The 11,601-nt window shown below is 31.9% G+C and carries 12 protein-coding genes; 5 read left to right on the plus strand and 7 right to left on the minus strand.

The annotated features are described in order from the left end of the window. Positions 1-207 precede the first annotated feature (207 nt). Together DK441_RS26940 and DK441_RS23190 are read right to left on the minus strand one after the other, a co-directional pair. Positions 208-375 carry a hypothetical protein gene (locus DK441_RS26940; RefSeq protein ID WP_200822880.1) on the minus strand — a complete coding sequence of 56 codons (168 nt, stop codon included), beginning with the start codon at positions 373-375 and terminating at the stop codon, positions 208-210. Positions 376-578: 203 nt separating this feature from the next. Continuing rightward, complete coding sequence (locus tag DK441_RS23190; RefSeq protein WP_109852957.1) at positions 579-1,103, minus strand: hypothetical protein; 525 nt, start codon at positions 1,101-1,103, stop codon at positions 579-581. A 208-nt stretch (positions 1,104-1,311) separates the two neighbouring features. On the opposite strand from DK441_RS23190, the gene ychF reads away from it, so the two are divergent. The 3 genes from ychF to DK441_RS23205 all read left to right on the plus strand — a co-directional run bounded on the left by ychF (position 1,312) and on the right by DK441_RS23205 (position 5,085). Then, a complete protein-coding gene (gene ychF / locus DK441_RS23195; protein WP_109852958.1) occupies positions 1,312-2,406 on the plus strand; it encodes a redox-regulated ATPase YchF in 1,095 nt (364 codons plus the stop codon). A 119-nt stretch (positions 2,407-2,525) separates the two neighbouring features. Next, positions 2,526-3,416 (plus strand): DMT family transporter, encoded by an 891-nt coding sequence (locus tag DK441_RS23200; protein ID WP_109852959.1) that lies wholly within the window; start codon positions 2,526-2,528, stop codon positions 3,414-3,416. Between the two features lie 166 nt (positions 3,417-3,582). Then, entirely contained in the window at positions 3,583-5,085 is a 1,503-nt protein-coding gene (locus DK441_RS23205; RefSeq protein ID WP_109852960.1) for a response regulator, read from the plus strand. Between the two features lie 3 nt (positions 5,086-5,088). Here the strand turns inward: DK441_RS23205 and DK441_RS23210 are convergent, their stop codons facing one another. Beyond that, a complete protein-coding gene (locus tag DK441_RS23210; RefSeq protein ID WP_109852961.1) occupies positions 5,089-5,865 on the minus strand; it encodes an alpha/beta fold hydrolase in 777 nt (258 codons plus the stop codon). Between the two features lie 131 nt (positions 5,866-5,996). On the opposite strand from DK441_RS23210, the gene DK441_RS23215 reads away from it, so the two are divergent. Further along, the gene (locus DK441_RS23215; protein ID WP_109852962.1) at positions 5,997-7,874 is read left to right on the plus strand and encodes a peptidase M61; all 1,878 of its coding nucleotides are present in this window, start codon (positions 5,997-5,999) and stop codon (positions 7,872-7,874) included. 52 nt (positions 7,875-7,926) lie between these two features. Here DK441_RS23215 and ppk2 (DK441_RS23220) read toward each other — a convergent pair whose 3' ends face one another. The 4 genes from ppk2 (DK441_RS23220) to DK441_RS23235 form a co-directional block, all read right to left on the minus strand. Then, positions 7,927-8,733, minus strand: a complete 807-nt coding sequence (gene ppk2 / locus DK441_RS23220) for a polyphosphate kinase 2 (protein ID WP_109852963.1) — start codon at positions 8,731-8,733, stop codon at positions 7,927-7,929. A gap of 3 nt (positions 8,734-8,736) precedes the next feature. After that, the gene (gene ppk2 / locus DK441_RS23225; protein ID WP_109852964.1) at positions 8,737-9,582 is read right to left on the minus strand and encodes a polyphosphate kinase 2; all 846 of its coding nucleotides are present in this window, start codon (positions 9,580-9,582) and stop codon (positions 8,737-8,739) included. 125 nt (positions 9,583-9,707) lie between these two features. Continuing rightward, positions 9,708-10,151 (minus strand): GNAT family N-acetyltransferase, encoded by a 444-nt coding sequence (locus DK441_RS23230; RefSeq protein WP_109853613.1) that lies wholly within the window; start codon positions 10,149-10,151, stop codon positions 9,708-9,710. Positions 10,152-10,161: 10 nt separating this feature from the next. Beyond that, positions 10,162-10,554 carry a rhodanese-like domain-containing protein gene (locus tag DK441_RS23235; RefSeq protein WP_109852965.1) on the minus strand — a complete coding sequence of 131 codons (393 nt, stop codon included), beginning with the start codon at positions 10,552-10,554 and terminating at the stop codon, positions 10,162-10,164. Between the two features lie 133 nt (positions 10,555-10,687). Between DK441_RS23235 and DK441_RS23240 the strand changes: the two genes are divergently transcribed. Beyond that, complete coding sequence (locus DK441_RS23240; protein WP_109852966.1) at positions 10,688-11,578, plus strand: LysR family transcriptional regulator; 891 nt, start codon at positions 10,688-10,690, stop codon at positions 11,576-11,578. The last annotated feature ends 23 nt before the right edge of the window (positions 11,579-11,601 follow it).

The raw sequence follows: 11,601 nt of genomic DNA on the forward strand, positions 1-11,601 counted from the left end.
TATCTAAAAGGTTGGTATTTAGCATAAACTCTCACATGTTTTTTAATTGAATCCCTGGTTTCATTGACGATTGCAGTTAAAAAAAAGAAGTATCAAAATTGCTTATAAAACCAAAAAAGATGAACATTATTTATAACTTAAGGGTGTAAGGATTTACGTTAATATTTTACACCCTTAAGTTTCGAGATATTTAATTACTTTCACTAATTATACACAAGGAGAATTCCATGGCAGTGCGCATAAGGGAGCACTCCATTCACCACCACAAGCTAGACAATCTTGTTCGTTTCTCGGCCATCCAGAACCCTTAATAACCTGAAGTTGTTTTCTGTTAAGTTTCTGGACTCCTTTAAAATTTAAAATTGTTTGTAACATAATTTTTGGTTTTAAGATTTATACTATGATTTTAAATCATCACCTAAATTTAGGTTTTTCAAATAAAGCTGCGCCAATTATTTATCATAAATTATTTATAAATAGAGGTTTACATAGAAAGATTTATATGATAAACAACATAAAAAAACCCGAACCCTATTAGAGATCCGGTTTTTAATTATTAATTAATATTGTCTAAATATTTAGTTTTCTTGATATTTATATACAATTGTAGTTACTTCATCTATTTTAGAATCATACATTTCTAGGATAAAATTTTTATTTTCATCGAAATACCCTAAACAATTATCATTACCCCCAGAGTTTACAATATAGAGCCCTTTTCTTAGAGGTCTTACTTTAGCAATTTTATCTCCTGATTTATTTAAAAAAGTTACGATAAAACCTTTTTCATCAGCTACTTTAGTATAACCCATCATATCCGAAGTTGTTTCAAACTTTTGTACAACTACTTCTTCATCTTCATAAATTGCAGATTGATTAATTTGATCTTCACCATCTGGACTAAACTTTATTTTACCTTTTTTAGTAATGACTTCTTGCTTTTTAATAACTTTTTCTTCACCATTAGGTCCTTTAATACGAATAGTTTTAGTTACTGTTTCTTGTGAAGAGTTTTGTTGATCTTTTTTTTCGTCTGATTGTGCGTGGTTAACAGTAGTACATATCATAAATACTACTGTGATTAGAGTTTTTAAAGTTTTCATTTGTGTATTTATTAGATATAAAACTACAAAAAAACTAAAATATGCTAAAATCTAAAGACTTTAATTGGAAATTTTTGCTGTAATTTATTTATTAAATAATCTTATGAATCTGTACTTGTTTACTATAGATGAATAGCATTATCTTTGCACTCTTAAAAATTGGGAGCGAACTATAGAATATATCCCAACCATTATTAATATACGTACCATGAAAGCAGGAATCGTAGGGTTACCAAATGTTGGAAAATCAACATTGTTTAATTGTTTATCTAATGCAAAAGCACAGAGTGCTAATTTTCCTTTTTGTACCATAGAACCCAATATTGGGGTGGTGAATGTACCAGACCATAGGCTGGAGAAGCTAGAGGAGTTAGTAGTACCCGAACGGGTAATCCCCGCAACGGTAGAAATTGTGGATATTGCAGGTTTAGTAAAAGGAGCGAGTAAAGGAGAAGGATTAGGGAATCAGTTTTTAGGAAATATTAGAGAAACAGATGCTATAATACATGTATTACGTTGTTTTGATAATGATAATATTGTTCATGTAGATGGCTCGGTAGACCCAATTAGAGATAAAGAAACTATCGATATAGAATTACAGCTTAAAGATCTGGAAAGCGTAGAGAAAAAACTGGATAAAGTAAAAAGGGCAGCCAAAACCGGTAATAAAGAAGCACAAAAGGAAGAAGCAATTTTACTAAAACTTAGAGAAGGGCTAGAAGCAGGAATATCGGTTAGAGCAATCGACATCTCTGAAGATGATCATACCGCATATGTTAGACCATTGCAGTTTATAACAGATAAACCAGTACTTTATGTTTGCAATGTTGACGAAGGGGCTGCAGTCGATGGAAATGATTATGTGAAAAAAGTAAAAGAAACTGTTGCATCAGAAAGAGCAGAAGTAATAGTGTTAGCAGTAGGTACCGAAGCTGATATTACCGAGTTAGATGATTATGAAGAGCGCCAATTATTTTTGCAGGATATGGGATTAAAAGAAGCAGGAGCATCAGTATTAATTCGCGCAGCATATAAATTATTAAACCAGCAAACGTATTTTACTGCTGGCGAGAAAGAAGTAAGAGCATGGACGGTTAATATAGGAGCTACTGCACCACAAGCAGCAGGAGTGATTCATACCGATTTTGAGAAAGGTTTTATACGAGCAGAAGTTATTAAGTATGATGATTTTGTAAAGTATGGTAGCGAATCCAAGGTGAGAGAAGCCGGAAAGCTTGGAGTAGAAGGAAAGGCATATGTCGTAAATGACGGAGATGTAATGCATTTCTTATTTAATGTATAAAAATATCTTGTTGATTTATAAAGCCCTTTCTGGTAATGCTAGAAAGGGCTTTTTGTTGGGTATCGTAATTAGAAAGTTTTTAGATTTTTCAAAAATAACAATACTACTATTTTTGAAAAATGCAAAATAGTAAGTTATCCTCGTACGGAATTGCATTGGCAATTGTTGGTATCGTTTTATTCTCTGCAAAAGCAGTATTAGTCAAATTAGCGTATAAATTTGAAATAAGCTCAGAACATCTATTATTGTTTAGAATGTTGTTTTCTTTACCTATATACATTGTACTGGCCTTGTATAAAAAACCAGTAGAGAAAAATAAAATTAGAAGAATAGATTACTTGTGGATTTTATTTTTTGGGTTCGTTGGGTATTATTTAGCTAGTTATTTTGATTTCCTTGGATTGCAATACATTAAGGCAGGGTTAGAACGAATAATTCTTTTTATTTATCCAACACTGGTTATTATTATTTCACGTATTTTTTTGAAGAATATAATAACGAAGCGACAACTATTAGCTATTTTACTAACATATATAGGTGTGATCGTTACATTTTGGGGAGAGCTTCGAATTGAAACTACGCATGTCATTCTAGGTGGTACTTTGGTTTTCTTAAGTGCATTAACCTATGCTATTTATCTCGTAGGGAGCGGATGGTTAATTCCTAAGTTTGGTGTAGTAACTTTTACTTCATATGCAATGATAGTTTCATCTCTATGTATAATTATTCAATATTTGATTTTTGATAGGCAAAATATAATGAACTATCCCTTAGAAGTATATTTTATTTGTATTATCATGGCAGTCTTTTCTACAATTATACCTTCTTATTTGGTATCTGCAGCTATTGCTAAATTGGGAGCTTCTAATTTTTCGATTATAGCAAGTTTGGGACCTGTATCTACAATTTTATTGGCTTATTTCCTTTTGGGAGAAAACTTGTCAATAATTCAGATAATTGGTGCTACAATAGTGATTCTTGGAGTATATGTAATCTCAAAGAAAAAATAAAATAAGGGAAAATCTATTCGCCTATAAAAAGTTTCAATGTTATTTTTGAGTATTTTTTAATGTTTTTTCATTAATTTAACACTCTAATTAGTAAGTGTTTACTTACGTTGATGGGGATTGCTTTCCAAAGAAAAGATTGGATAAGTAAATTAGATTTGTAATATTTATGAGTAAAGGGGGGTTAAGGATAGTAGTACTGTACTGCTTTGTATTTATTAGTATTGTTGGTTATGGACGAATAAACGATAATACTGATGACAGCAAAGTAGCATCACTAGAGACATCCAGTAGAGGTATAATAAAACCGGTAGAGGTTAAAAAGGTAAACTTTGATGAAGATATATATCAAAGAGAGCTTGAAAACAATAAACAAGAAGCGTATTTAGAAGAGATAGCCAGAAAAAATGCTATTATTAATATACTGTTGGTGAGTCTTGTTTTATTATTAATCATCTTGTTTTTATTGTATAGGAAATATAGAGTGAGAAAAAAAAATAGCGATGCTTTAAAAGAAAAAAATGAGCAGCTTATCGAAGCAAAGGCAGAAGCAGAAAAACTTACCAATACAAAATCTCAATTTATTTCTACAGTGAGTCATGAACTAAGAACTCCTCTTTATGGAGTGGTAGGGATTACCACATTATTGTTGGAAGAAAAAGATATTTCGCCAAAGCACAAAAAATTACTTAGTTCATTAAAATTTTCTGGAGACTACCTTTTGGATTTAATAAATAAAGTATTGAAAATAAGTAAGATTGAGTCTAATAATGAAAAACTTACAAAGACTCCTACAAACCTACTTCAGCTTTCTCAGAACTTATTATATTCTTTTGAGTACCAGGCAAAAAATAAAAATAACGAGCTTATTTTAGAAATACCTAATGAACTACCAGATGTACTAAATGTAGATTCTCTTAAAATATCGGAAGTTCTAATTAATCTGATCGGAAATTCATCAAAGTTTACTGAAAATGGAAAAATATGGCTTAGAATAAAAATCCTCTCTATCGAGAATGAGATGATTACTATTAGATATGAAGTAGAGGATAATGGTGTAGGAATCCCAGAAGATAAAAAAGAGTTTGTATTCGAGAAGTTTTCCCAGGTAGGTAGAGAGTTTAATAAGTCTGAAGGAACAGGATTAGGTTTATCTATTGTTAAAAATCTTTTAGAGATGATGGATAGCAAAATTTATTTGGACAGTAAAGAAGGGAGAGGAACCAAGTTTCATTTTGATTTACAATTAGAAATTATAGATGAAAAGGAAGAGAAAGAAATAGACTCGAATAGTAATAACATCAATACTGTTTATAGACGAATATTGGTGGCAGAGGATAATAAAATAAATCAAATTGTTACCAAAAACCTTTTAAATATAATAGGGTATGACTGTACTATTGTAGAGAATGGCTTTAATGCTTTGCAAATGGTTAAAAAAGAAGATTTTGATCTTATTCTGATGGATTTAAATATGCCTTATCTTAATGGAACAGAAGCTACCAGACGTATACGAGAATTTAATGAGATCACACCCATTATTGCTCTTACAGCTGCAGAGTTAAGTGAAGTGCAAGAAGAATGTATGGAAATAGGAATGAATGATATTATTAATAAACCATTAAATAAGAATGACCTTAAAAACATTATAGCAAAGCATTTGTTGCCTTAGTTTTTAATGAGAAGGATATATCTTATTAATAAATGAAATGACGTTTTTAACCACAATTTCTGTACTCTCCTTATGTGGTGTATGCCCAATATCAGGAATTAGTAAATCTTCAGAGTAACCCGATGTGTTTTTTACAATAGAATTTACCTGACCCAGTGTTCCATACTCATCTTTTTCACCCTGAATTATTAGAGAAGGACATTTAATCTTAGGTAAATATTCTTCAATATTCCAGGATTGATAAGATTCAGAAAGCCATGTCTCTGTCCACATTTTAAAAACAGCTTCAGTTTTATTTCCATGGTATTTATATAGTTTTTCTTTAAGAGAAGTATTTTGATACGCAAGGACTGCCGCTTTAATACCGTTAATGGTTTCTTGCTCTACAAATACATGGGCCCCTTCTGTAATAATACCTGTAATTTTTTCTGGAAACAAAGCTGCGGTTAATAAGGCAATACTACCACCATCACTATGGCCAAATAATACCACATTTCTTACCTCTAAATTCTGTATTATTTTTCCTAGAATATAAGCCTCTTCTTTTAAGTAATCATTATTTCTTTTAGAAGTAATAAAAGGAGCAGATTTACCATACCCCTGGCGATCATACGAAAGAATATTGCAACCTGCTTTTTTTGCTATTTGTTTGGGGAAATCTTTCCATAATTCAATACACCCTAAAGAATCATGTAAAAAAATAACGGTTACCTTTTCTGGAGCTAGTAACTCAGGGCTTTTAGAGAATTGTAATCGCTGTTTATCAATTATTAAATCCAAAATAGTGGTTTTGTTATAAAAAGTGCTAAAAATAAGCTAAAGTCTATGCAAATTGTATATTTTGCATCATCAAAATTGACACACTAGACATTTTTTTAAGTCTAGCTAAAGTAAATAGTTAATCCAATACAATGAAAAAAACATTAGCCAAGATTTCCATTGGTGTATTATTAATTGGTTGTGGAACCAATACTCCTACAAATGATATAGCAACAAATGTACCTATAGCAACAGCCATAGATTTAACTCAGGTAAAAGACGATAAAGTTCCAGTTACTATAAATCCAGGACGCTTTATTCAGGACACCGTAAAATATCGTATTCCCAAAGTGGTGCAGGGAACTTATGCTGTAAGTGATTTTGGGAAATTTGTAGATGATTTTAAAGCTTTTGATTATCAGGGAAACGAAATTAAAACAGAAAAAGAAGACACCAATACATGGTTGATTGCAAATGCCAAGCAGCTTGATAAAATTAGCTATCTGGTCAATGATACTTATGATATAGAAAACACAGATGTCGGCACACCTTTCTCTCCTTCTGGAACCAATATAGAGCCAGACAATTATGTGTTAAATCTTCATGGATTTATAGGATATTTTGATGTGCTGAAAAATAATCAGTATGCATTAGAGGTAAAAGCGCCATCGGAAATGAAGAGAACCTCTGCTTTGCCTAATGCAGGATCAATAGTTAATGAGGATAAAGCAGTTACTACAGATAAATATTTGGCAACACGGTATTTTGAAATTACAGATAACCCAATGATGTATGGAAATCTTGATGTCGAAGAATTTATGGTTGGGGATATCAAAATTGTGCTCAGTATATATTCTCCGAATAAAGTACATACAGCGGCTAAGATAAAAGAAACGGTATTTAAAATGATGAAAGGGCAAAAGGCATACCTTGGAGATATCAATAGTACGCCTCGTTATGATATATATTTATATTTAGCACCCAGCACAGAAACTGCTCCGACAGGATTTGGAGCATTAGAGCATCATACATCTACAGTCGTAGTATTACCAGAGCAAATGCCTGATGAAGCATTGGCATCTGCAATGATTGATGTAGTTTCTCATGAATTCTTCCATATTGTAACCCCTCTTAGTGTGCATTCTGAAGATGTACATTACTTCGATTATGACAAACCTACTTTTTCAAAACATTTATGGATGTATGAAGGAGTAACCGAATATTTTGCAACCTTATTTCAGGTTCATCAGGGATTGGTAGAAGAGCAGGAGTTTTATGATAAAATTATGGGTAAAATTCAGAGTGCAAGTGGATTTGATGATACAATGAGTTTTACGGTAATGAGTGAAAATATATTGGATCAACCTTATGCTGCTAACTATGTTAATGTATATGAAAAAGGAGCATTAATAGGCATGTGTATTGATATTCTAATGCGTGAAGAAAGTAATGGGAATCGAGGAATCCTGTCTTTGATGAAAGAGTTATCTCTTAAATATGGTAAAAACAAACCTTTTAACGATGATAAAATTATAGAAGAGATTACGGCAATGACTTATCCAGCTATTGGTGAATTTTTGAAAACTCATGTTGTAGGAAAAACTCCTATTAACTATGAAGAATTCTTTAAAAAAGTTGGGTTATCAGTAGAATCAGAAAGAGTAGAAACAAATTATATCCAAAATTCTGGAGTTTTAATTGTAGCTGGAAATCAGGAAAAAGGAACTATCTTTTTTACAGATTTAGTTTCTGATAATAGTTTCTGGGCAGAAAATGGAGCGAAACCAAACGATGATATTGTAGAAGTAAATGGTACTAAATTGACATTGCAGAATGCTAATAATATACTAGGTGCGACTTTTCAATGGCAAGAAGGAGATGATATTGAAGTTAAACTTAATAGGGCAGGAGAAGAAGTTGTTATTAAAACTAAGGTAACTAAATCTTTTACCAAAGGGAAAAAACTTAAAGCAATTGATAATTCTACAAAAGAGCAATCAGAGCTTAGAAAAGCTTGGTTAAAAGGATAGATATTTATAAAACAAAACTAAAAAAGGCCCTATACAAGGGCCTTTTTTAGTTTTAAATAACTTCTTCATCTTTGTAAGGAATTGTATTTAAAACATATTGTATAGCTTTAATTCGCGCTTCGGTTTTACGATCAGCCTCGATAATAACCCAGGGAGAAAGCTCGGTATTCGTTTTTTCAAACATTTTAACCTTATACTTAGTATATTCTTCCCAGAGTTCTTGAGCCTTTTCATCTACAGGGGTCATTTTCCATTTTTTTAAAGGACTTGATTTGATATCTTTAAAACGAGCAGCTTGTTCTTCTTTGGTGATAGAAAAATAAAACTTAATGAGATAAGTGTCAGATTCTAATATCATTCTTTCAAAATCGTTTACCTGCCCCATAAATGTTGTATACTGATTTTCGGTACAAAACCCATTAACAGGTTCTACAACCGCCCGATTATACCAGCTACGATCAAAAAGAACCATTTCTCCTGGTGTAGGCAATTGATTTACATAACGCTGAAAATACCATTGCCCTTCTTCTTCACTAGTAGGTTTTGGCAATGCTACAATTCGAAAATGCCTGGGGTTTATATGAGAAGTAATTCGGCGTATTGCCCCGCCTTTTCCTGCAGCATCACGGCCTTCAAAAATAATTACTATTTTTTTCTCATTTTTTATGCTCCAGTTTTGTAATTTGATAAGTTCGGCCTGGAGCTCTTTTAATTGTATCTCATATTTAACCATCCTCAATACTTTTTCAACATCAGTCTTTTTATCCATAAACAGATATTTTAAACCAATGGGAGAGTTTAGGATTTCCAAATCTTCTTTAGAAAGGTTAATATGTTTTGTTTTTTGAGTTGTCTTCATTCATCAAATATCTATTTGTTCAATATATCTATAGTACCTTAGAATCACGTTAGGATCAGGAAGTAATGTAGTTTTTGCCTTTGATTTACCTGTATAGTCAAATCTCGATAATACATACCTCATGCTTTCTAAACGAGCAGTTTTCTTACTATTGGTTTTTACAATAACCCAAGGGCTAAATGTTGTATGGGTTTTTGAGAACATTTGTTCTTTGTATTTAGTGTATTTATTCCAGAGTTGTTGCCCTTTCATATCTACAGGGCTAAATTTCCATACTTTTAATGGGTTTTGTAGTCTTGCATCAAAACGTTTTTTCTGCTCTTCTTTCGATATCGAGAACCAAAACTTGATTACTATAATCCCATCTTCATATAGCATATGTTCAAATTCGGGAACCTGCACCATAAAATTTTTATATTGTTTATTGGAGCAAAACCCCATAACAGGTTCTACAACAGCACGATTATACCAGCTACGATCAAAAAAAACAATCTCTCCCGGATTAGGCAATTCTTTAATGTACCTTCTAAAATACCACTGTCCTTTTTCGACTTCGGTAGGTTTTGACAACGCAACAATACGCATAGAACGAGGATTAAGATGCTCTGTGAAACGTTTTATAGATCCTCCTTTACCGGCAGCATCTCTGCCTTCAAAAATTACTGCAACACGCAACTTCTTTTTTGCAATCCATTGTTGAAGGTTTACCAATTCTCCTTGTAGGGAACGTAATTCTTCTTCATATCGAAGTTTCTGTAATATTTTTTTGATATTGATGTTTTTTTGATCTGCAAGACTGATCAAATGTTTCCGTTTTTTGACTTGATTTAACTCTTCAAGTGTAAACATAAAGTTTATAATTTATTATTCTGTAAGTAGTGATTAAAGGTAAAAATAAAATGAATTTTATCGAACTATAGTAACAATTCTTTAGCATAAAAAACTTGAAGAGTATATTTATATTGTTTTTCCGGTTACACTTTCCAGAAAAACCTTTCTTTGGCTTTTGATTTTGCTCCTGTTTTTTTATAAAAGTTGATGGCATCTGTATTAAAATCCGGAGTTTGCCACTGAATAATAGTACAGCCTTCTGATATAGCAAATTCTTTTACCATAGCCATTATTTTTGTGCCAATTCCTTTTCCTCGCGTTTCTTCTTTAAGATATAAACAATCGAGATAGATATAAAAATCAGCATCCCAGGTCGAGAACTGTTTCATAAAAGTTGCATACCCCAAAAGCTCGTTATTTTGTTCTACAACAACACACTTTAGGGCATTCTCTGACCCGAAAAGATATTGCAAAAGTAACATTGCTTTCTTATTAGAATCAAATGTTGTTTTTTCATATATAGCATGAGCTTTACACAGTAAAACAATTTGTTTAATATCTCCTTCTTTTGCAAATCTAATAATCATATTTTTGTTTTTAACATGCACATCGAATTAAGGAACCTTCAGAGGGTTTGGTTCCCTGTGTGGCGTATCCATCAAATTTCCACCATTCAATACCCCCTATTAATTCTTTTACTTTAAACCCAAGTCTGGCCATACGTAATGCTCCTTTGGTCGAAGCATTACAACCTATACCATCACAATAACAAATATAAGTTTTTGTTTTATCAAGATGAGCCGTGTTTTCTACTGTCATTTCCTGATGAGGTAGGTTAATAGCAGTTGGGATATGTTCTTTTTTATACCCAAAAGATTGTCTGGCATCGACCACTACGATATTTTCTTCTTTTTCGAGGGCATTAAATAAGTCAGAAGGATCCATTTCATAAGCTAATTTGTTTTCGTAAAATTTAATTTGATTTTCCATAGTTCTGCGCTTTTATTTTGTCAAATGTAATATCAATTCATTGCTTTTTCCTATGTTTATAGATGAATGATTCGATACTGTAATTGAAATATTTTCACATTCGGTACCATAGTATTATTGTAGTTTTGTTGGTATGGATATTAAGTATTTCAGACTTATAAAAACTATTACAGAAGAGGGTAATATTGCTAACTCATCAGAGCGATTGTTTTTAACGCAATCGGCATTAAGTCATCAATTAAAAGAATTAGAAGGAAGATTAGGTTTTAAAGTATTTCATAGAACCAGAAATAAATGGAAACTAACAGAAGAAGGCCGGGAATTGTATAGAGTGGCTAATGAAGTACTCGAAACTATTGAGCAAGGATTTAATACGATCCAACAAATAAAAACGGGATCTAAAGGAAATATTAAAGTAAGTACAGAGTGTTATTCTTTTTATCAGGGATTACCGGGATTCATTCAAAAAATGAGAATGCTATACCCTCAAATTGATGTAGATCTTATTCTTGAAGCCACACATCAACCGATTTCAAAACTATTATCAAACGAAATTGATATTGCTTTGGTAACTTCTATACCTGCAAATGATCGATTATCAAGTATTACATTGTTTGAAGATGAAACGTATGCTGTTATGCACAAAGAACATAGGTATGGTAAAGCCGAATATTTAAGTGCTAGTGACTTTGCAAATGTTCATTTGATCATTCATTCTTTCCCTTTAGAAACAGTATCTGTTTATGAGCAATTCTTAAAACCCAATAGTATAACCCCTATAAAAATTTCTGCTATCCCGCTTACCGAAGTTTCTTTAGAAATGGTGAATGCCAATATGGGAATCATATGCATGCCAAAATGGGCATTAAAATCACTCAAAATGCCTAGAGATTTAATATTTAAAAGCATTGGGAAGCATGGGGTAAAAAGAACCCATTATCTGGCTGTTAGAAAAGAAGATGTACATAAAAAATATATTAATGATTTTATTTCGAGTTTTAAGGAGGAGTTTCTGGGGATGTGATTTCCGTTTTTTATTTAAAAACG

This window comes from Aquimarina sp. AU58 (assembly GCF_900312745.1).
Lineage (GTDB): Bacteria > Bacteroidota > Bacteroidia > Flavobacteriales > Flavobacteriaceae > Aquimarina > Aquimarina spinulae.